Source organism: Pseudomonas sp. Marseille-Q7302 (genome assembly GCF_965111925.1).
The window spans coordinates 4,179,509-4,198,885 of the sequence record NZ_CBCOPK010000001.1 but is presented as its reverse complement, the minus strand read 5'-3'; the positions used below and the strand labels follow the sequence as shown (position 1 = coordinate 4,198,885).

At 66.0% G+C, this 19,377-nt stretch carries 16 protein-coding genes; 6 read left to right on the top strand and 10 right to left on the bottom strand.

What is annotated here, in order from left to right:
- Nucleotides 1-26: 26 nt before the first annotated feature.
- Both ACWPW1_RS19560 and ACWPW1_RS19555 read left to right on the top strand, forming a co-directional pair.
- Nucleotides 27-857, top strand: a complete 831-nt coding sequence (locus ACWPW1_RS19560; protein ID WP_454253753.1) for an oxidoreductase — start codon at nucleotides 27-29, stop codon at nucleotides 855-857.
- Nucleotides 858-1,054: 197 nt separating this feature from the next.
- Nucleotides 1,055-1,633, top strand: coding sequence for a DUF308 domain-containing protein (locus ACWPW1_RS19555; RefSeq protein WP_454253752.1), 579 nt, complete (start codon nucleotides 1,055-1,057; stop codon nucleotides 1,631-1,633).
- Nucleotides 1,634-1,682: 49 nt separating this feature from the next.
- Here the strand turns inward: ACWPW1_RS19555 and ACWPW1_RS19550 are convergent, their stop codons facing one another.
- Both ACWPW1_RS19550 and ACWPW1_RS19545 read right to left on the bottom strand, forming a co-directional pair.
- Nucleotides 1,683-2,948 (bottom strand): Hsp70 family protein, encoded by a 1,266-nt coding sequence (locus ACWPW1_RS19550; RefSeq protein WP_271653080.1) that lies wholly within the window; start codon nucleotides 2,946-2,948, stop codon nucleotides 1,683-1,685.
- 129 nt (nucleotides 2,949-3,077) lie between these two features.
- Nucleotides 3,078-3,521 (bottom strand): thiol-disulfide oxidoreductase DCC family protein, encoded by a 444-nt coding sequence (locus tag ACWPW1_RS19545; RefSeq protein WP_454253751.1) that lies wholly within the window; start codon nucleotides 3,519-3,521, stop codon nucleotides 3,078-3,080.
- A gap of 153 nt (nucleotides 3,522-3,674) precedes the next feature.
- On the opposite strand from ACWPW1_RS19545, the gene ACWPW1_RS19540 reads away from it, so the two are divergent.
- Entirely contained in the window at nucleotides 3,675-4,472 is a 798-nt protein-coding gene (locus ACWPW1_RS19540; protein WP_059316948.1) for an SDR family NAD(P)-dependent oxidoreductase, read from the top strand.
- On the opposite strand, the gene ACWPW1_RS19535 is transcribed toward ACWPW1_RS19540, so the two are convergent.
- The 5 genes from ACWPW1_RS19535 to ACWPW1_RS19515 all read right to left on the bottom strand — a co-directional run bounded on the left by ACWPW1_RS19535 (nucleotide 4,469) and on the right by ACWPW1_RS19515 (nucleotide 11,681).
- Complete coding sequence (locus ACWPW1_RS19535; protein ID WP_454253750.1) at nucleotides 4,469-5,209, bottom strand: DUF502 domain-containing protein; 741 nt, start codon at nucleotides 5,207-5,209, stop codon at nucleotides 4,469-4,471. The genes ACWPW1_RS19540 and ACWPW1_RS19535 overlap by 4 nt on opposite strands.
- Before the next feature lie 86 nt (nucleotides 5,210-5,295).
- Complete coding sequence (locus tag ACWPW1_RS19530) at nucleotides 5,296-7,113, bottom strand: prolyl oligopeptidase family serine peptidase (protein ID WP_454253749.1); 1,818 nt, start codon at nucleotides 7,111-7,113, stop codon at nucleotides 5,296-5,298.
- A 440-nt stretch (nucleotides 7,114-7,553) separates the two neighbouring features.
- Nucleotides 7,554-8,618, bottom strand: coding sequence for a PA0069 family radical SAM protein (locus tag ACWPW1_RS19525; RefSeq protein ID WP_454253748.1), 1,065 nt, complete (start codon nucleotides 8,616-8,618; stop codon nucleotides 7,554-7,556).
- A 149-nt stretch (nucleotides 8,619-8,767) separates the two neighbouring features.
- On the bottom strand, nucleotides 8,768-10,036 hold the full coding sequence (locus ACWPW1_RS19520) for an OprD family porin (RefSeq protein ID WP_454253747.1): 1,269 nt from the start codon (nucleotides 10,034-10,036) through the stop codon (nucleotides 8,768-8,770).
- 253 nt (nucleotides 10,037-10,289) lie between these two features.
- Nucleotides 10,290-11,681, bottom strand: a complete 1,392-nt coding sequence (locus tag ACWPW1_RS19515; protein WP_059316239.1) for an MFS transporter — start codon at nucleotides 11,679-11,681, stop codon at nucleotides 10,290-10,292.
- Between the two features lie 447 nt (nucleotides 11,682-12,128).
- Here ACWPW1_RS19515 and quiC point away from each other — a divergent pair, with 447 nt between their 5' ends.
- Both quiC and ACWPW1_RS19505 read left to right on the top strand, forming a co-directional pair.
- A complete protein-coding gene (quiC, locus tag ACWPW1_RS19510) occupies nucleotides 12,129-14,030 on the top strand; it encodes a 3-dehydroshikimate dehydratase QuiC (RefSeq protein ID WP_271653073.1) in 1,902 nt (633 codons plus the stop codon).
- Nucleotides 14,031-14,085: 55 nt separating this feature from the next.
- Nucleotides 14,086-14,742, top strand: coding sequence for a TetR/AcrR family transcriptional regulator (locus ACWPW1_RS19505; RefSeq protein WP_454253746.1), 657 nt, complete (start codon nucleotides 14,086-14,088; stop codon nucleotides 14,740-14,742).
- Between the two features lie 433 nt (nucleotides 14,743-15,175).
- On the opposite strand, the gene ACWPW1_RS19500 is transcribed toward ACWPW1_RS19505, so the two are convergent.
- From ACWPW1_RS19500 to ACWPW1_RS19490, 3 genes are all read right to left on the bottom strand, one after another.
- Nucleotides 15,176-16,033 carry an SDR family oxidoreductase gene (locus ACWPW1_RS19500; RefSeq protein WP_454253745.1) on the bottom strand — a complete coding sequence of 286 codons (858 nt, stop codon included), beginning with the start codon at nucleotides 16,031-16,033 and terminating at the stop codon, nucleotides 15,176-15,178.
- Between the two features lie 64 nt (nucleotides 16,034-16,097).
- Complete coding sequence (locus ACWPW1_RS19495) at nucleotides 16,098-16,955, bottom strand: SDR family oxidoreductase (protein ID WP_454253744.1); 858 nt, start codon at nucleotides 16,953-16,955, stop codon at nucleotides 16,098-16,100.
- A gap of 100 nt (nucleotides 16,956-17,055) precedes the next feature.
- Nucleotides 17,056-17,643, bottom strand: a complete 588-nt coding sequence (locus tag ACWPW1_RS19490) for an LOG family protein (RefSeq protein ID WP_454253743.1) — start codon at nucleotides 17,641-17,643, stop codon at nucleotides 17,056-17,058.
- A gap of 335 nt (nucleotides 17,644-17,978) precedes the next feature.
- Between ACWPW1_RS19490 and azu the strand changes: the two genes are divergently transcribed.
- Nucleotides 17,979-18,428: an azurin gene (azu, locus tag ACWPW1_RS19485; protein WP_454253742.1), complete on the top strand. Its 450-nt coding sequence runs from the start codon at nucleotides 17,979-17,981 to the stop codon at nucleotides 18,426-18,428.
- Nucleotides 18,429-19,377 lie beyond the last annotated feature (949 nt).

Sequence of the window (19,377 nt, the reverse complement as noted above, 5' to 3'; positions counted from 1 at the left end):
ACTTTTCAAGGCACGAGGAAAACAGCATGAGAAAGACCTGGCTTATTACCGGCTGCTCGAGCGGTCTTGGCGGCCATATAGCGGCAACGGCCGCTGCGCGTGGCGACAGCATCGTGGCAACGGCTCGCGATCCCGCCGTATTGCAACCCTTGGCTCGGCAATTTCCGGAGAACCTGAAGGCCGTGCAGCTGGATGTCACTGACCCCGTCTCGGTGGCTGCCGCGATTGCCTTTGCAGAGCGGGAGTTCGGTGGTCTGGATGTCCTGGTGAACAACGCCGGGATAGGCTTCATCGGTGCCGTGGAGGAGGCTGAGCCCAGCGAATACCGGCCGGTATTCGACGTGAATGTATTCGGTCTGATCGAAACGACCCGTTTGGCGTTGCCTGTCCTGCGTCGACGGGGCGGCGGCCGTATCGTCAACCTGTCATCCGGGGCAGGGCTTTCGGGAGGACCAGGTTCCGGCTACTACAGCGCGAGCAAGTTTGCGGTCGAGGGATTTTCCGAGTCGCTGGCCAGGGAAGTGGAACCCTTCGGAATCCGCGTGACCATCGTCGAGCCCGGGCCGTTTCGCACCGATTTTCTCGGGCGCTCCATCGCCATGGCGAACCAGGTGATCCCGGCCTATGCCGACACGGCGGGGCGCCGGCGTGCCTACCGGGACAGCAATGACGGCAAACAGGCGGGAGATCCGCGAAAGGCTGCCGCAGTGATAGTGCAGGCCGTCATGGCGACCGAGCCGCCCTTGCATCTGCCGCTTGGACCGGTCGCCTACGACATCGCGGAACGCAAGTCGCAGGCGCTGCGCGCTGACATGGCGGCCTGGCGCGACATCGCCCTGCATACCGACTTCGACTGATCGATCTCGGCGGGGCTGCAGTGCCCGTGACTCCGACCCTTCCACCCATCTCGCGGGTCATCTCGATCCCTATGCCCAACCCGCTTGAGCGGCACGCTCAGCGCGGTGAGATGCCAGGGCCGTTTTGCCTGGTGAGTGAATTCCTTTCTCGGCAAGCGTCCTTGCCGTTCCGTAAATGAACACCGCTGGAGTGCTCCATGAGTCATACCTTCCCGGATTCGACTGCCGGCCACTGGCTGCAACGCTACTATTTCATCAGGGCTGCGGTTTCGCTGCTGTGGATCGCGCTGGCTCTCGCCATTGGCCACGAGCAGGGGTGGGCGGGGCCGCTGTTGCTCGTCCTCTACCCTGCCTGGGATGCTCTGGCGAACGTCCTGGATGCCCGCCAGAGCGGCGGGCTGCGGCACAACGCTGCGCAGCGGCTCAACGCCGTCGTCAGTCTGGGCGTCGCGGTGGCGATAGGGCTGGCATTGACGTTCGGCCTAGGCGCCGCGATCGGGGTGTTCGGGGTCTGGGCCTTGGCCGCTGGGCTTTTCCAGCTGGTCGTGGCGGTACGGCGCTGGCGGACGTCCGCTGGCCAGTGGGCGATGATCCTGAGTGGCGCTCAATCCGCCCTGGCGGGTGGCTTCTTCGTGAAGCAGGCGACTGACGGAGTCCCGCTGGATGTTTCCAGCGTGACGCCTTATGTGGCTTTCGGTGCCTGCTACTTCATGATCTCGGCGGCTTGGCTGGCGGTAGCGAGATGGCGGCGGAGCGCGGCTGGCAAGCGAGCCTGAGGTGGAGCCGACGCCCTGGTGGGCGCCGACCCAGGCGGTGGCGAAGGACTCAGCCGTAGCGCTTGAACGCCTCGATGGCCAGGCCGTTGCCGATGTTGCCGAAGCGGTCGCCATCTACCAGGCGAGCGCCGGGGAAGCGCCTGGCCAGGGCCTGGCGCAGCGCCGGGATGCCGCTGGAGCCGCCAGTGAAGAACAGGCTGTCGACCCGTGCCGGATCGAGCTCGGCCCGGGCCAGCAGGTCGTCCACGCCGCGGCTCAGGCGCTCCAGCTGCAGGGCGATGGCGGCGTCGAACAGCGGGCGCTCCAGATCCGCCGCCAGGCCGGTCTCGATGCGATCCAGGCGCAGGGTACGGCGCCAGTCGTCGGTCAGGGCGATCTTGGCGTCTTCCACCTGAATCGCCAGCCAATGGCCGGCGCGCTGCTCGATGAGCTTGAACAGGCGGTCCATGCAGCGGGTGTCCTGAGCGTCGTATCTCATGTCGCGCAAGCCCAGCACGCTCTTCTTGGCGTAGACGGCATTGATAGTGTGCCAGGTCGCCAGGTTGATGTAGTGGCTGGTGGGCATGGTGGCGCCACTCTTCATGGCGCTGCCGTAGCCCAGCAGCGGCATCACCCCTTCCAGGCTCAGCTGGCGGTCGAAGTCGGTACCGCCGACGTGCACGCCGCCCGTGGCGAGGATGTCGCCGGCGCGGTCGGCCAGGTTGCGGCGCTCCGGCGCCAGGCGCACCAGGGAGAAGTCCGAGGTACCGCCGCCGATGTCGACGATCAGCACCAATTCTTCACGCTCGATGCTGCGCTCGTAGTCGAAGGCGGCGGCAAGGGGTTCGAACTGGAAGGAGATGTCGCTGAAGCCTACCTGGCGCGCCACGGTGGCCAGGGTGTCCTCGGCCTCTTGGTCAGCGACCGGGTCGTCATCGACGAAATGCACCGGACGGCCCAGCACCACGGCGTCGAAGGGGCGATCGGCCTGCTGTTCGGCACGCTGCTTGAGGGTGCCGAGGAACAGGCCGAGCACCTCGGTGAAGGGCAGGGCGCTGCCAAGGATGCTGGTCTCGCCCTTGAGCAGGTTGGAGCCGAGCAGGCTCTTGAGCGAGCGCAGCAGGCGGCCCTCGTACCCTTCCAGGTATTCGTGCAGCGCCTGGCGGCCATAGGCCGGGCGGCGTTCCTCGGCGTTGAAGAAGATCACCGAGGGCAGGGTGGCCTTGCCTTCTTCGAGGGCCAGCAGGACCTCGCCCGAAGGCCTGAGCCAGCCGGCGGTGGAGTTGGAGGTACCGAAGTCGAGGCCCAGGGCGCGGGCGGGTAGAGCAGCAGACATGTCAGGATCCGTAACGCGAGCAGCCGCGCAGTTTAGCCGAGACGCGCGAGCAGGCGAACCCTGGCCGGATGCCAGCAGGGTCAATCAGCGCCTCTTCAGGACTCTGGCGATGGCGGGAGAGCAGCGGAGCTAGCCCTTGCGCGGCGGCTCGCGCGGCTCGTCCAGGGTACAGACGTCATCCTGGCAGCGCCGGCTGCCCTCCGGATGCGGCAGCCAGGTCAGGCCCGGGCGTAGCTTCAGGAAGAGCCGATAGCCCAGTTCCAGAACGGGTCGCAGCGGCCGCCAGCCCAGCGGCTGGGCCCAGCGGCCCAGTCCCGCGGTACGCCAGCTCCAGTAGGTGGCGTCCAGGCCCTTGAACCAGCGGCCGTCGGCATCCCGGGCGTGGAGCAGATCGAGCATGGCCTGGCGTGGCGGGGCATCGGCGGGTGCCTGGGTCTGGTAGTCCGGTGCGGCCAGGTCGACCAGGTGCAGGCGACTCGGATCGGCATGGCGGCGCAGCCAGGCGATCTCGCGAGCGCAGAGCGGGCAGGCACCATCGTGAAAAAGGGTCAGGGGCAGGCGGGGTGCTTGCATCGTGGTCTTCCCAGTGGTCTTGCCTATCTGGACCGGCAGGCGGGGCAGCCGTTGCGCTTTCCGCCGAACGGTAAGCGCAACGGCGCCCTGTGGCGAGTCGGAATCAGAGACGCCGGATGACGGCACTGTACGCAATCAATGAGCGAGGTCGGTATGGATCTGGGAATCAAGGGGCGCGTCGCCCTCATCACGGGTGCCAGTGGTGGCATAGGTCTGGCCACGGCGACGCTGTTGGCCGAAGAAGGCGTCAAGCTGGTGCTGTCCGACCTGGAGCAGGGCAAGCTGGAGGAAGCGGCCAAGCGCCTGCCGGGCGAGCCGCTGCTGATCGCCGCCGACATGACCGACCAGGCTGCGGTGGACAAGCTGGTGGAGCAGGGTGAGGCCCGTTTCGGCCAGATCGACATCGTGGTCCACACCGCGGGTGTTACCGGTGCCAAGGGCGATCCCCTGGAGCTGAGCGACGCCGACTACCAGGAAGCCTGGGCCACCGACTTCTTTTCCGCCGTGCGTGTCGGCCGCGCCGCCATTCCGCGCATGCGCACGCGGGGCTGGGGTCGCTTCGTCTGCATCACCTCGGAAAACGCCGTCCAGCCCTATTGGGAAGAGGCCGTTTACAACGTGGCCAAGGCCGCCCTGGCCGCCTTCATCAAGAATCTGTCCTACCAGGAGGCAGCCCACGGCGTGCTGTGCAACACCGTCTCGCCGGCCTTCATCGAGACCGGCATGACCGACGGCATGATGGAAAAGCGGGCCAAGGAACTGGGCGTGTCGGTCGAGGAAGCCATCGAAAGCTTTCTCGACGAAGAGCGGCCCGGCATCGTGCAGAAGCGTCGCGGCAAGGTGGAAGAGGTGGCCGCGGCCATCGCCCTGCTGGTGTCAGAGCGTGCCTCCTTCATCAATGGCAGCAATCTGCGCGTCGACGGTGGCTCGGTCCAGGCCGTGCAGAACTAGGACGAGCGGGGCGGCTCCTCGGCCGTCCCGTCTTCCTGCCCCTGCTGGCGGCGTACCGCCTCTTCCAGGGGAATGAACTCCACCTGGCGATCCTTGACCACCGGTGGCAGGGTGATGCCCATGGAGACATAGATGCTGGTGAACATGTCGATGCCCATGTCCGCCGGCTTCACCCAGTCCACCGGTACATAGAGCAACCCACCGCCCACCGGCACCGGCGCCGAGGGCACCAGCACGGCGTGATAGTGGCGGCCGTCGATGTCGATCACCGCCGGATTGGGCAGCAATGCAAGCACCGCCACGCCCTGGCCCCCGAAGAAGCACCACACCGGACTCATGGCGCGGATATCCGCCCCGCCTTCCTTGCGGTCGAGCAACTCGACGAACCGCTCGGCCAGGCCATAGAGCTTGCCCACCACCGGAATGCGGCGGAAGGTCACGTCGGCGAACCAGCCCAGCGGCCGGCGCAGCCCCAGCTTGACCGCCAGTCCCAATGGATAAAGCAGCACCAGCAGCAGCAGGGTACCGAGGCCGTAGGCCGCCAGGGAGTTGCCGACGAAGGGGTGACCGACCGCCACGAACAGCCTGCCCAGGGTGGTGTTGGGTCCGATCAGCCCGTTGAGGAAGCTGACGATCCAGCCGATCAGCGCCAGGGTCAGCACCAGCGGCAGGAGCAAGAGCAGGCCGGCCAGCCAGGTGGATACGACGCTTTCGATACTGCGGCGAACGAAGGGCATGCAAGAACTCGACGGCTAAAGCGCCATTCTATACGGCCTGGGTGCGCTCAGCGTCGGCCCGGACCGACTTTCTGAGCGCGTCTCGATCACAGCCAGCGGCGATAGAAGGCTGCCTCCTGCTCCAGGGCATCGGCCTGGTTGGCTGCCTGGCGAAAGCCATGGCCCTCGTCGGGATAGCGCCTGACCACCACCGGTATGCCGCGCGCTTCCAGGGCGGCAGCCATGGCGTCGGTCTGGGCCGGGACCACCACGGCGTCCTTGAGGCCCTGCAGGAAGATCACCGGCGCCTGGATGCCATCGGCATGCAGCAGCGGGGTCCGCGCCTCGTAGCGGTCCCGGTCGGCTTCGGGATCGCCAATCAACCAGTCCAGGTAGTCCGCCTCGAACTTGTGGGTGGCCTTGGCCAGCGCCAGGGGATCGCTGACGCCATAGAGGCTGGCGCCGGCGCGGAAGACGTCGCGGAAGGCCAGGGCGCAGAGCACCGTGTAGCCACCGGCGCTGCCACCGCGGATAAAGGCGCGGTGCGGATCCGCCAGCCCCTGGGCGCCGAGGTGCTCGACCACCGCGCAGGCATCCTCGACGTCCACCTCGCCCCAGCGCAGGTGCAGCGCCTGGCGATAGGCCCGGCCATGGCCGCTGCTGCCGCGATAGTTGAGATCGGCCACGGCGAAGCCCTGGCGGACCCAGAACTGGATACGCGCATCGAACACCGGATAGGTGCAGGAGGTGGGGCCGCCATGGATGCTGACCAGCAGCGGGGGTGGGCCCTCGGCCTGGATGTCGGGCAGATAGAGAAAGCCCTGGGCCTGGCCATCGCCGCTGGGGTAGCTCAGCGGCTGCGGCGCGACGATGGTGGCCTCCGCCAGGGGCGCCACGCCACCGGTGACGATCTCCACCGCACCGGTCTGGCGGTCGATGGCCAGCACGGCCGACGGCCGGGTCGGCGCAGCGGCGATGCAGTAGCAGTGATCCTCGTCCAGGGCCAGGCCGCGGAAACGGCTGAAATCCGCGGCCAGACGCCGGATCTCGCCATTCGCCCGCCGCTCGCCGAGGAGGCCGAAGCCGGCCTCCTGCCAGGTCGCCAGCCAGCCTTGCACCGTTGGCAGCCAGCTGGAGCCGCCTAGTTGCCAGGGCGCTGCGGCATGATCCGCTGCCGGTGCCTCTTGCGGTGTGAAACCCTCCGGGGTCTCGCACCAGGGTTGCCACCAGCCCTGACGATCGCTCAGTGCCCAGAGCCGGTGCTCGCTATCGAAGAGCGGCTGTTGCAGCGATTCGTCGGGATCGGCCGAAACGACCGTAGGTGCGCTAGGGCGTCCTTGAGCGTCCAGTACCGCGGCCAGCAGACGAGTCCGCGTCCAGGGCTGGTGCGGCCTGTCCCACTCGATCCAGGCCAGGCGACGGCCGTCGGCGCTGGTACGCGGCGCCGCATAGAAATCCGCGCCCTCGGCCAGCACCTGGCGCTCGCCGCCCGAGCTCAGGGCGACCAGGCGATGCCGCGGCGGCTGTTCGCTGCGGTCTTCCTCGACCGCCAGCACCCGCTGCCGGACGCCATCCCAGTGCAGGTCGCCGTAGCGCCAGCGTTCGCCGCCCGCCAGGCGTTCGGGGGCGCTGCCGTCCCGGGGTTGGCGATAGATCGCCTGATCCCCCTCGTTGACGAACAGCGGTCCCTCGTTCGCCAGGCACAGGGCGCCACCGCCGTACTCATACACCTTGCTGCGCAGGCTGAAGCCTGCCGGCGTGAGGCACCGCGGTGCGGCGCCGGATGCGCGCAACCACAGCCGGGTGGCGCCATCGGTAGGGTCGTACTGGCTCCAGTAGAGGCCACTGGCGTCGACCTTGAGTTCGGCGAAGTCGATGCCGGCGGCAACGGCCTGGGCCGGCGTGAGCGAGGTAGGGGCGGTCATGGCGACTCCGGAAGTAGGAACAGCCGTTAGCCTAGCAGCTGTGTGGGAAGGTCTGGGGGGCGTGCCGGCCCGTTGGGCTTCGCTACGCTCAACCCAACCTACGAGTGCGCCGCTTTTCCCCTCTCCCGCTGAGGGAGGGTTGGGGTGAGGGGGCGGATCGTTGGACTTCGCTGTGCTCAACCCAACCTACGGGTGCGCCGCTTTTCCCCTCCCTTTGGGAGAGGGCTGGGGTGAGGAGGTAGGGGTGTTGGGCTTCGCTGCGCTCAACCCAACCTATGGGCGCGCCGCTTTTCCTCTCTCCCTTTGGGAGAGGGCTGGGGTGAGGGGCAGGATTGTTGGGCTTCGCTGTGCTCAACCCAACCTACGAAGCGTGAACTGCTTTTCCCCCTCTCCCGCTGGGAGAGGGTTGGGGTGAGGGAGCAGTTCGTGCGGCGCCTGTCCTAGAACAATCCCAATTGCTCCCCCGGCAGGGCGAACTGGCTGCAATCCAGGCCCTCGCCCTCGCGGCGTTCCAGGCCGAAGCGGCGGCGGGCCAGGCGAAAGCGCTGGGCCAGGAGCTCGGCGAACTGGCCTTCGCCCTTCATGCGGATGCCGAAGCGACTGTCGTAGTTCTTGCCGCCACGCGACTGCCGGATCAGGCTCATCACATGGGCGGCGCGTTCGGGGAAGTGCGTCTGCAGCCACTCCTCGAACAGGTCGGCGATCTCCAGTGGCAGCCGCAACAACGCATAGCCGGCCGAGCGGGCACCGTGGTCGCGGGCCGCTTCCAGCAGGGCCTCCAGTTCATGGTCGTTGATCATGGGAATCATCGGCGCCAGCAGGGCACTCACCGGCACCCCGTGCTCGTGCAGGGTACGCATGGCGCGCAAGCGGGCCTGGGGCGCCGCGGTGCGCGGTTCGAGGACGCGCTTGAGGTCATCGTCCAGCGTGGTGAGGCTGAAGGCGACGCGGACCAGATTGCGCTCGGCGAGCTGCACGAAGAGATCCAAATCGCGCAGGATCAGCGCGCTCTTGGTGATGATCGTTACCGGATGGCGATAGCGCAGCAGGATTTCCAGCGCCTGGCGGGTCAGCTGGTACTGGCGCTCGATGGGCTGGTAGCTATCGGTGTTGATGCCCAGGGCGATGGGTTGCGGCTGGTAGCCCGGCTTGCTCAGCTCCGCCTCCAGCCGCTCGGCCAGGTTGGTCTTGGCGATCAGCTGGGTCTCGAAGTCGATGCCTGGCGAGAGATCCCAGTAGGCGTGGGAGGGGCGGGCGAAGCAGTAGATGCAGCCGTGCTCGCAGCCACGGTAGGGATTCACCGAGCGATCGAAGCCGACATCCGGGGACTGGTTGCGGCTGATCACGGTCTTCGCCGTTTCCTGGCGGACGCTGGTGGTGAAGGTCAGCGGCGTCGCCTCTTCGTACCAGCCGTCATGCTCGGCCTCGCTACGGGTGGCGGCAAAGCGATTGTGCGGATTGCTGGCGGTGCCACGACCCCGTGGCGGGCGCTGGGGCTGGGTCATGCGGAGGCCTCGAAAGCTGTATCTTTGTACAGTATAAGGCCTGAGGGATCGGGGCAAGGGTGCGGCGGTCGGCTGGACTGTAGGAACGGCTGTCAACGAGTCCAGTCGGCGCGAGCGGCGGCCACCCCGGCCGCCGCCGAAACTGCGCCCTACAACACCGAGATCGGATAGTTGAGGATGATGCGGTTCTCGTCGAAGGAGCCGCTGGCGCTGTAGTCGCGTCTCATGCTGGAGTTGCGCCAGCGAATCAGCAGCTTCTTCAGCGGACCGCTCTGCACCTCGTATTGCACCTCGGACTCGCGACCCCATTCCTTGCCGTCGGTGATGGTGCCGGTGTGCACGTTGTCGCCGCTGATGTAGCGGTTCATCAGGGTCAGGCCCGGCACGCCGAAGGCGGCGAAGTTGTGGTCGTAGCGCACCTGCCAGGAGCGTTCCCGGGCGTTGTCGTAGCTGGAGTTGTAGCTGTCGTTGCCCAGGGTGCCACCGCTGGTGCCGTTGACCCTCATCCAGGGGCTGTCGCCGCTGACGCGCTGCAGGCCGACGTAGAAGGTGCCGCCGCCCTGCTTGGCGGAGAGCAGGGCATAGGCGGTGCGGTTGTCCAGGGCGCCCGCGCGGGCCGAGCCGTCGTCGTCGCCAACGAAGTAGCCGAGGTTGGCGCCCAGGGTCCAGCTGCCCACCGGCTGGTAGTGGACCAGGTTGATGAACTTCTGGCTGTAGATATCTTCGAGTTGGGCGTACCAGAGGCCGATCTGGGTGCGCTTCTCGTTGAACCTGTATTCGCCACCGACGTAGTTGAAGCGGTCGGACGTGGCATTGGCGCGGCCCTGCATGAACATGTCTTCCATGCTGGCATCGTTGCGCGGGCTGTTCTGGCGCATCTGGCCACCCCAGAGTTCCAGATTCTGGATCTCGGTGGAGTGGAGCTGGGCACCCTGGAAGGTCTGCGGCAGCGAGCGACCATCGTCGGACCTGAGGATCGGCAGCACGGCGAACCATTCGCCGACCTTGATATCGGTCTTGGAAACCTTGGCCTTGGCCGCCACCGCCAGGCGCCCGAAGTCCTTGGCGGGTTCGTTGCCGGCGTGGGTCGGCAGCAACCCGGTGCCATAGGTACCGGCGCCGCCATCGAGCTTGACCGAATAAAGACCCAGGGCATCGATGCCGAAGCCCACCGGCCCCTGGGTGTAGCCGGAGGTCAGGCCGAAGATGAAGCTCTGGGTCCATTCCTCGGCCTTGTCCTGCGCGGTGTAGGCCGGATCGACGAAGTTGCGATTGATGTAGTAATTGCGCAGGTTGAGGTTGGCCTTGGTGCCTTCGATGAAACCGTTGTCGGCGGCCCACAGCGGCGTGGTGCTGGCCAGGGCGGCGAAGGCGGCGCAGGCACGGCCGAGCCGGCCGGAAGCGAGTCGAGTGCTCATGAGGTTCCTTGTTATTGTGGGTAAGGGGTGCCCTGCCGGCACAGGGGCGGCATCTGACGAGGGCGGGAGAGCGGGACGAGGCGAGGTGGCGCTAGGAAGGGGCAGGCGACATGACGGATTCCTTTCTTATTTGAATTATTGGAAAGCAGTAGCCGATACGAGCGGCTGAGTAGTTATATGACAACGTATGTCTTGGGGCAAGACTACCAAGGTAGCAGGCCGGAGCCCTCGGCTGACGAGGGCTCCAAGCGGATCAGGCGCTGGCTTTGAAGCTGTCCTGACGGGCCGTGTCGTAGGCGTGCTTGTCCATCTGCTGGGCGCCTGGCTTGCCCAGGTCGCTCATGGGCACCCGGTAGGTTTCCGGCGACAGGTAGGCGGCCAGGGCCGACAGGCAGGTCACGGCGAAGGCCAGGCCACCGACCACGATCCAGATGTTGTCGGTACCGGGCGGGGCGACCAGGGCGAACAGCGCCGGCAGCAGGGCGGTGAGCATGGTGCCGATGTTCTGGGCGATGGCCATGGCCGAGACGCGATAGCGGGTCTGGAACTGCTCCGGGTAGAAGCTGGGGAACACCGCGTTGTAGCCCTGGTAGACCACACCCCACATCAGCAGCGACATCAGGAAGGCCAGCGGCATGCTGTGGATGCTGATGGCGTAGAGGTAGCCGAAGGCCAGCAGCCCCGAACCCAGGGCACCGCCGATCATGGTCGGTCGCCGGCCGATGCGATCGGAAAGGTTGCCGACCAGGGGGATCACCAGCACGGCGACGATGTTGCCCACCACCGGTATCCACAGGTAGACGCTCTTGTCGAAGCCGATGCCATAGGCCGGCTGCACCGCATAGGCCGCGCCAAAGATGGTCGCCACCACGGGGATCACGTTCATCAACGCCATCAGGCCGACCAGGATCATGGCCTTCCAGCTGGTGGTCAGGGCTTCACCGATGGGCGAGCGTCTGGCTACGGTCTCGGTCTTGGCTTCTTCCTTGACGAAGGCGGGCGTCTCCTGGACTTCGCGGCGGATGATGAAGCCGGCCAGCAGCACGAAGGCGCTGAGCAGGAAGGGAATCCGCCAGCCCCAGCTGTTGAAGGCATCGGCGGGCATGAAGTAGGCCAGCGGCAGGAACACCGCGGCGGCCATCACCTGGCCGGCCTGCACCCCCTGCAGGGTAAAGCTCGCATAGTAGCCACGCCGGCCGAAGGGCGCGTGTTCGAGCACCATGGAACTGGCGCCGGAGATCTCCCCGGCCACGGCGAAGCCCTGGATCAGCCGCAGCACCACCAGCAGGATGGGGGCGAGGATGCCGATCTGGTGATAGGTGGGCAGCAGGCCCACGGCCATGGTGGCGATGCCCATGAGGAACATGCACAGCAGCAGGACGTTCTTGCGACCGCGGGTATCACCCCAGTGACCGAGCACGAAGGCGCCGACCGGGCGGGCCAGATAACCCACGCCATAGGTGGCGAGGGAGGCGACGATGGCCATCTTGGGATCGGTGGAGGGGAAGAAGATCTGCGGGAAGATCAGCGCCGCCGCCTGGGCGTAGATGAAGAAATCGTAGTATTCCAGCGCCGAGCCGATCCAGCCGCTGGCAGTGGCCTTCTTGGCTTGGGAGCTGGACGTGTGGGAGGCGGTATTGGCCATGGTTGTCTCCGTAATTATTGTCAGGCCAGGGGAAGCTTCGGCATGGCGTGCAGGTCCGTGCGGGCTGCCGTGGGCCGAAGGTGCGATGGGGTGGATGACCTAGCCTGACCGTCGCCGACTGAGCGCCAGGGGGCTACAGACGAGACGGGGGGCGGAGGATAGCGTGGATGGCAGAGGCATGGACGCACACTCTTGTTTGTCTTGTTATGGTCGACGCGGTGGAAGCAAGCACGAGGGCTCTGCAATCCATAGTGCGAGGCGCCACGGCGGTGGGTCAATTCGCCAGATACCCATTTGTTCGATCAGCGAACAGAAACTAACCAGTTCGTACATAATCCGTTGTTGGCCTGGCCGGCGCCAAGAATAATCGTCTCCAGACCCGACGAACCAGAGCCGCTCCGCTACAGTCAGCCAGTGGAGACAGCCGTTCAACACAGGAGCACCGGCATGCAGCGTTCCATCGCGACCGTATCCATCAGTGGCACCCTGACCGAGAAGCTCGAAGCGATCGCCGCGGCGGGCTTCGACGGTGTGGAGATCTTCGAGAACGACCTGCTGTATTCCGGTGCCAGCCCGCGCGAGATCCGCCAGCGTACCCAGGACCTGGGGCTGGCCATCACCCTGTTCCAGCCGTTCCGCGACTTCGAGGGCGGACGCCGCGAGCGGCTGCAGCGCAATCTCGACCGCGCCGAGCGCAAGTTCGACCTCATGCAGGAGTTGGGCACCGATCTCATCCTGGTATGCAGCAACACCGCCGCCGACAGCCTCGGCGATGAGCGTCTGATCGCCGATGACCTGCAGCTGCTGGCCGAACGCGCCGCCCGGCGCGACCTGCGCATCGGCTATGAAGCCCTGGCCTGGGGTCGCCACGTCAACAGCTGGCAGCAGGTCTGGCGCCTGGTGAAGGCGGTCGACCACCCCAATCTCGGCGTCTTGCTCGACAGCTTCCACACCCTGTCCATCGGTGGTGATCCGGCGGGCATCGCCCAGATTCCCGGGGACAAGATCTTTTTCGTGCAGATGGCCGATGCACCGCTGCTGCAGATGGACGTGCTGGAGTGGAGCCGGCATTTCCGCTGCTTCCCGGGGCAGGGTGAGTTCGACCTGGCCGGCTTTCTCGCGCCCATCCTGCAGACCGGTTACCAGGGGCCACTGTCGCTGGAGATCTTCAACGACGGCTTCCGCGCCGCCCAGACCCGTGCCACCGCCGCCGATGGCCTGAGATCCCTGCTGTACCTGGAAGAGCAGACCGCGGCTCGCCTGCAGCGTGAGGAAACGCCGGTGGCGGCGCCCCTGTTCGCCCCGCCCGAGGCGCCGCGTCTGGAAGGCACCGAATTCCTCGAATTCGCCGTGGACGACGCCCACGGTGCCGAACTGGCCCGTTGGCTGGGCAAGCTGGGCTTCGCCCAGGCCGGGCGGCACCGCTCCAAGAACGTCACCCTGCTGCGCCAGGGCGAGATCAATCTGGTGCTCAACGCCGAACCCTATTCCTTCGGCCACAACTTCTTCGAGGCCCACGGCCCCTCACTGTGCGCCATGGCGCTACGGGTGCCCGACAGTCACGCGGCGTTGGAACGCGCCCAGCAGTACCGGGCACAGCCCTATCGCGGCCTGGTCGGGCCGAACGAACGGGAGATCCCCGCGATGCGGGCGCCGGACGGCAGCCTGATCTATCTCGCCGATCGCGGCGCCGACGGGCGCAGCCTCTATGACACCGACTTCGATGTCAGCGCCGGCGCCAGCGGTGGCCTCGGCCTGACCCACGTCGACCACGTCGCCATCGCCCTGCCGGCCGATGCGCTGGACAGCTGGGTGCTGTTCTACAAGAGTCTGTTCGACTTCAGCGCCGATGACGAGGTGGTGGTCCCTGACCCCTATGGCCTGGTGAAAAGCCGTGCGCTGAAGAATCGCGAGAGCAACGTGCGCCTGGCGCTGAACATCTCGGAGAATCGCAACACCGCCATCGCCCGGGCGCTGTCCAGCTACCGGGGCTCCGGGGTACATCACATCGCCTTCGCCTGTCGGGACATCTTCCAGGCCGTGGAGCAGGCCAAGGCCGCCGGGGTGCCCTTGCTGGAGATCCCGATGAACTACTACGACGACCTGGGGGCGCGCTTCGATTTCGACGACGACTTCCTCAGTCGCCTGGCCTACTACAACGTGCTCTACGACCGCGATGCCCAGGGTGGCGAGCTGTTCCACGTCTATACCGAGTCCTTCGCCGACCGATTCTTCTTCGAAATCCTGGAGCGCAAGGATTACAGTGGCTACGGCGCCGCCAATAGTCCGGTGCGGCTGGCCGCCATGCTGCAAGCCCGCCAGGGTCGCCCGGCGCCCCTGGAATTCTGAGCCAGGCGGGTACCTGCAGGTACCCGCGTCTCTCCCCAGCCAAGAGTCAGACCCGATGCAGGACACCCCGGCGCTCGCGCCCGCGCTCCGTACGCCGCGCAAGAACAATCCCGAAAAGACCCGCCAGGCCATCCTCGCCGCCGCCGTGGCCGAGTTCGCCGACCTGGGCCTGAGCGGTGCGCGGGTGGACGCCATCGCCGAGCGCACCCATACCTCCAAACGGATGATCTACTACTACTTCGGCAGCAAGGAGCAGCTCTACCTGACGGTGCTGGAAAAGCTCTACAGCGATGTGCGCGGCGACGAAGCCGAGCTGCCGCTTGATCGCCTGCCACCGCTGGAAGCGATCCGCACCCTGGCCGAGTTCCTCTTCGAGCACCACCGCAGCCACGACGACTTCATCCGCGTGGTAAGCATCGAGAACATCCATCGCGGCCGCCACCTGGCGCAGTCCGAGACCATCTCCAGCCTCAACTCCTCGGCCCTGGAGGCTCTGCGCCGCATCCTGGCGCGCGGCGAGGCGAGCGGTGAAATCCGCAGCGGTCTCGACGCCGTGGATGTGCACCTGCTGATGTGTTCGTTCTGCTTCTACCGCGTCTCCAACCGCCACACCTTCGGGCGTATCCACGACATCGACATGGAGGCACCGGCGGTGTTGCGGCGGCACAAGAACATGATCGGCGATGCGATGGTGCGCTACCTGCAGCCGTAGAGCGTCCATGCGGCCCTCACCCCAACCCTCTCCCGAAGGGAGAGGGGGCGTTTGACCGAGGCTTCTAGTCTCCAACATGGATTCGCAGGGTGGAAATCCCGTAGGTTGGGTTGAGACGGCCTCATCGTCGAAGCCCAACGCTGCTGGCTATCCCGCGTTGGGCTTCGCTGCGCTCAACCCAACCTACGGACCCGCCAACCCCTCTCCCTTGGGGAGAGGGCTGGGGTGAGGAGAAACTCAGATTCGTAGGGTGGAAAACCGCGCAGCGTTTTCCACGCGGTGCCTGAGCGGGCCTCACCGTCGAAGGCAAACGCTGCTGGCTATCCCGCGTTGGGCTTCGCTGCGCTCAATCCAACCTACGGATCCGCCAACCCCCTCTCCCTCTGGGAGAGGGCTGGGGTGAGGGCAAACCCTGGCACCCTAGCCAGACCCCTTAAAGAACTGGCATACCGCCCGTCACCGGCAGCATGGCGCCGGAGATGTAGCTCGCTTCATCCGACGCCAGCAGCACATAGGCCGGCGCCAGTTCCACCGGCTGGCCGGGACGCCCCAGCGGCGTGCTGCTACCGAATTGCTCCGGCTCGTCCGGCTTCATGGTGCTGACGATCAGCGGCGTCCAGATCGGGCCGGGGGCGACGCTGTTGGCACGGATACCTTTCTCGCCGAGCAGCTGCGCCAGACCTGCAGTGAAGTTGGCGATGGCGCCCTTGGTGGCCGAATAGGCCAGCAGGGTCGGGGGCGCGATGTCGGCGTTGATCGAAGCGGTGTTGATGATGGAGCCGCCACGCGGCATGTGCTTCAGCGCCGCCTGGGTAATCCGGAACATCCCATGGATGTTCACGTTGAAGGTATGCACCCATTCCTCGTCGGGAATCTCGTCGAGGCTGTCACGTACCTGCTGAAAGGCAGCGTTGTTGACCAGTACGTCGATGCGGCCAAAGGCCTCGACGGTCTTCTGCACCACGTCCAGGCAGGTCTGGCGCTCGGCCAGATCGCCGGGCAAGAGCACGGCCTGGCGACCCGCCTCGGTGACCAGGCGGGCGGTTTCCTGGGCATCCTCGTGCTCGTCCAGATAAGCGATGGCGACATCGGCGCCCTCACGGGCGTAGGCGATGGCCACGGCGCGGCCGATACCACTGTCGGCACCGGTGATCAGGGTCTTCTTGCCTGCCAGGCGACCCGAGCCGCGGTAGGTCTCGGCGCCGCTGTCGGGCTGAGGATCCATGCGCGCTTCGGAGCCGGGAAAGGTCTGGGGTTGGGGTTTCAGTGGGGGTTTGGGATGTTCGCTCACGAGAGGCCTCCGAATGCGGAAAAAGAAGGGCGACCCCGGGGCGTGCCGGGGTGCGCGAGGGCATTTAGAGGATCGGCTTGCCACCGGTGACGGCGATACGCGCGCCTGAGGTGTAGCTGGATTCGTCCGAGGCCAACATCACATAGACCGGCGCCAGCTCCACCGGCTGGCCGGGGCGGCCCAGCGGGGTGTTGCCACCGAATTCCTTGACCTGCTCAGGCGGCATGGTGGCGGGAATCAGCGGGGTCCAGATGGGGCCGGGGGCCACGCTGTTGGCGCGGATGCCTTTCTCGCCGAGCAACTGGGCCAGGCCCGCGGTGAAGTTGGCGATGGCGCCCTTGGTGGTGGCATAGGCCAGCAGCGTCGGCCGCGGCATGTCGGAGTTCACCGAGGTGGTGTTGATGATGGAGCCACCCTGGCCCATGTGCTTTATCGCGGCCTGGGTGATGCGAAACATGGCGGTGATGTTCACATCGAAGGTGTAGACCCACTCGTCGTCGGGAATCTCTTCGAGGGTCTCGTGGGTCATCTGGAAGGCGGCGTTGTTGACCAGCACATCGATGCGGCCAAAGGCGGCCACGGTCTCGTCCACCACCGCCAGGCACTGCTCGCGCTTGGACAGGCACCCCGGTAGCAACAGGGCCTCGCGGCCGGCTTCGCGCACCAGGCGGGCGGTGTCCTCGGCGTCTTCGTGTTCGTTCAGGTAGCTGATGGCGACATCGGCGCCCTCGCGGGCGAAGGCAATGGCCACGGCGCGGCCGATGCCGCTGTCGCCACCGGTGATCAGGGCCTTCTTGCCCGTCAGGCGGCCGGAGCCCTTGTAGCTCTGTTCGCCGCAATCCGGGACCGGATTCATGCGCGATTGCAGGCCGGGAACCTCTTGCTGCTGTTCCGGCATGGGGGATTTGGGGAAATCGGTCATGGGAGAATCCTCGTCGCTCTTGAAACGTTTGCGGGCCTGTCAGTACCGACAGGCCACAAGCGGCGAGGGTTCTAGATCCGGGACGGGCGGTGTAGTCGAACTAGCGCGGTGCCGATTCCGCCCAGCGTGGCGGTGCGGTGGGCTGCCAGGCGGCGAGGGCGTCCAGCAGGGCGGTTGGCGAGTCTTCCACCTGCAGCATGGCGCGATGCGGCGCGGCGACGAAGCCCTGGGCCACCAGGTGATCGAGGAAGCCCTCCAGCTGGGCATAGAAGCCGTCGACCTCCAGCAGCCCCATGGGCTTGGCATGGTAGCCAAGCTGGCCCCAGGTCCAGACCTCGAAAAGTTCTTCCAGGGTGCCCAGGCCGCCGGGGAGGGCGATGAAGGCATCGGCCAGCTCCGCCATGCGCGCCTTACGCGCATGCATGCCGTCGACCACTTCCAGGCGGGTGCAGCCGGTATGGCCCAGCTCGGCGGTCTTGAGACTCTGGGGAATGATGCCGATCACCTCGCCACCGGCGGCCAGGGCGGCATCGGCGACCACGCCCATCAGGCCGACCTTGCCACCGCCGTAGATCAGGGTGAGACCCCGTTCGGCGAGGGCATGGCCGAGTTGCGCAGCGGCTTGCTCGAAGACAGGCGAGGCGCCGGACTTGGCGCCACAGAAGACACAGACGGCTTTCAGCGACATGAGGACTCCTAGGCAGGCAAAACGCCTAGCCTAGCCGTCCGTTCCGCCGGATCAAAGCTTCGTCATCGCGCGAGGAACGCTTCCTCCGGCGCATTGCCACTGGCGGCCTGGGCATAGCTGGCGAACAACTCGTGCAGCAGGGCGGTAAGGGTCATGGCGGGCGTCCTTGGCTGGCGGATGATGGGAGCATGGTACGCAGAGATTGGGCACGGCCACCTGGCAAAGGTTTCGATGGGGGCGATAGAGCGAAGCGCAGCGGCCTGCTTGCCAGCGCGCTCGGAACCCGCCACCCTCGCATTGGTCTGACTGGCGACTTTCACGCATCCGGAGGGTTCATGAAATCCAAGTTCTTTGCCGCCGCGCTGTTCGCCCTGGGAAGTACCGGCGTTTGGGCCGCTGACAGTTGCACCACCCAGATCGAAGCCGGCGACCAGATGACCTACAGCCGCGCCTCGATTCAGGTCCCGGCCTCGTGCAAGACCTTTACCGTCGAGCTGATCCACAGTGGCAGCCTGCCCAAGAATGTCATGGGCCATAACTGGGTGCTGACCCGCTCCACCGACGCCTCGGCGGTCGACGCCGCCGGCATGAATGCAGGCGAAGACAAGGGCTACCTGCCCGAGGGTGACGAGCGCATCATCGCCCATACCCGCATGCTGGGTGGTGGCGAGAAGGATTCGGTGACCTTCGACACCGGGGTCCTGGAAGCGGGCAAGGAATACACCTTCTTCTGTTCCTTCCCGGGGCATTTCGGGTCCATGCGCGGGGTGTTGCAGCGGGGGTAGACCTGCTGTCATAGCCTGATCGCGCAGGAGCTCCAGGCACTTACCGTAGGTTGGGCTGAGCGTCAGCGAAGCCCAACATTTTGGATATCAGGCGCCTTAGCGGGTTATCGAGTGTCCTGATGGCTTTTGTTTCGCCCATCCGGGCGAGTCAATTTTTTCAAACGCGGCTGCGCGCCCCGAAAAAAGTAACCAAAAACGCTTGTCCCCACGTTTCGGCCCTGCGCTGCGCTCTGGGTGATTCGCTTCGCTCACCCTTCGGGCCAGCTTGCGGCTGTTACTTCGCTTCGCTACGTCTCCCTCGCTCCAGCGCCGCTCCGAGGGCACGGCACGAAGGGGCCTCCTGCCCCTCGCGCCTTGCTCGGCGTCCTGCCTCGCATCCCCCTGCGCGACACCTGCACTCGGCCTCACTGACGGGGACGAAGCGCAAGCCTGATGCTTGGGTGTTCAGGTGTAGTGTGGAAAACCGCGCAGCGTTTTCCACTTGAGGAGCAACGCTTAACGCGTGGACAAGGCTGCGCCGTTGTCCATCCTACCGGCTCTTTAACCAAAATTTTCAGGCTGGCGAATCGCCCCGTTCAGCAGGGCGAACAGCCAGTGCTGTGGAGTGGGTGGAGCCGCATGGATGCGGCGAGAGGCCTAACGGGCCATGGACGGCCCGTGTAGGCCGACCCCGGAACGGCGCTGGCATGAGTGGCCCCGCAGCGCAGCGTAGGGCCGGATGATCGGGGCAAGCGTTTTTGCTTACTTTTGTCCGGGGCGCGTAGTCCGGGGCGCGCAGCCGCGATTGAAAAAAGTGAGTCGCCCGGGTGGGCGAAACAAGAAGTGCCAGCAAAACTCGATAATCAGCTAGGGCACCAAGATTGAAGGTTGACCCTGGCAGTGTTGGGCTTCGCTGGCGCTCAACCCAACCTACGAATCAGGTCACGCCTCGCCATTTAACGGCAGGGCA

What these genes read in the sequence shown, in the direction of transcription:
- ACWPW1_RS19560 (WP_454253753.1), top strand. Translation starts at nt 27, where the DNA reads ATGAGAAAGACCTGGCTTATTACCGGCTGCTCGAGCGGTCTTGGCGGC.
- ACWPW1_RS19555 (WP_454253752.1), top strand. Translation starts at nt 1,055, where the DNA reads ATGAGTCATACCTTCCCGGATTCGACTGCCGGCCACTGGCTGCAACGC.
- ACWPW1_RS19550 (WP_271653080.1), bottom strand. Translation starts at nt 2,948, where the DNA reads ATGTCTGCTGCTCTACCCGCCCGCGCCCTGGGCCTCGACTTCGGTACC.
- ACWPW1_RS19545 (WP_454253751.1), bottom strand. Translation starts at nt 3,521, where the DNA reads ATGCAAGCACCCCGCCTGCCCCTGACCCTTTTTCACGATGGTGCCTGC.
- ACWPW1_RS19540 (WP_059316948.1), top strand. Translation starts at nt 3,675, where the DNA reads ATGGATCTGGGAATCAAGGGGCGCGTCGCCCTCATCACGGGTGCCAGT.
- ACWPW1_RS19535 (WP_454253750.1), bottom strand. Translation starts at nt 5,209, where the DNA reads ATGCCCTTCGTTCGCCGCAGTATCGAAAGCGTCGTATCCACCTGGCTG.
- ACWPW1_RS19530 (WP_454253749.1), bottom strand. Translation starts at nt 7,113, where the DNA reads ATGACCGCCCCTACCTCGCTCACGCCGGCCCAGGCCGTTGCCGCCGGC.
- ACWPW1_RS19525 (WP_454253748.1), bottom strand. Translation starts at nt 8,618, where the DNA reads ATGACCCAGCCCCAGCGCCCGCCACGGGGTCGTGGCACCGCCAGCAAT.
- ACWPW1_RS19520 (WP_454253747.1), bottom strand. Translation starts at nt 10,036, where the DNA reads ATGAGCACTCGACTCGCTTCCGGCCGGCTCGGCCGTGCCTGCGCCGCC.
- ACWPW1_RS19515 (WP_059316239.1), bottom strand. Translation starts at nt 11,681, where the DNA reads ATGGCCAATACCGCCTCCCACACGTCCAGCTCCCAAGCCAAGAAGGCC.
- quiC (WP_271653073.1), top strand. Translation starts at nt 12,129, where the DNA reads ATGCAGCGTTCCATCGCGACCGTATCCATCAGTGGCACCCTGACCGAG.
- ACWPW1_RS19505 (WP_454253746.1), top strand. Translation starts at nt 14,086, where the DNA reads ATGCAGGACACCCCGGCGCTCGCGCCCGCGCTCCGTACGCCGCGCAAG.
- ACWPW1_RS19495 (WP_454253744.1), bottom strand. Translation starts at nt 16,955, where the DNA reads ATGACCGATTTCCCCAAATCCCCCATGCCGGAACAGCAGCAAGAGGTT.
- ACWPW1_RS19490 (WP_454253743.1), bottom strand. Translation starts at nt 17,643, where the DNA reads ATGTCGCTGAAAGCCGTCTGTGTCTTCTGTGGCGCCAAGTCCGGCGCC.
- azu (WP_454253742.1), top strand. Translation starts at nt 17,979, where the DNA reads ATGAAATCCAAGTTCTTTGCCGCCGCGCTGTTCGCCCTGGGAAGTACC.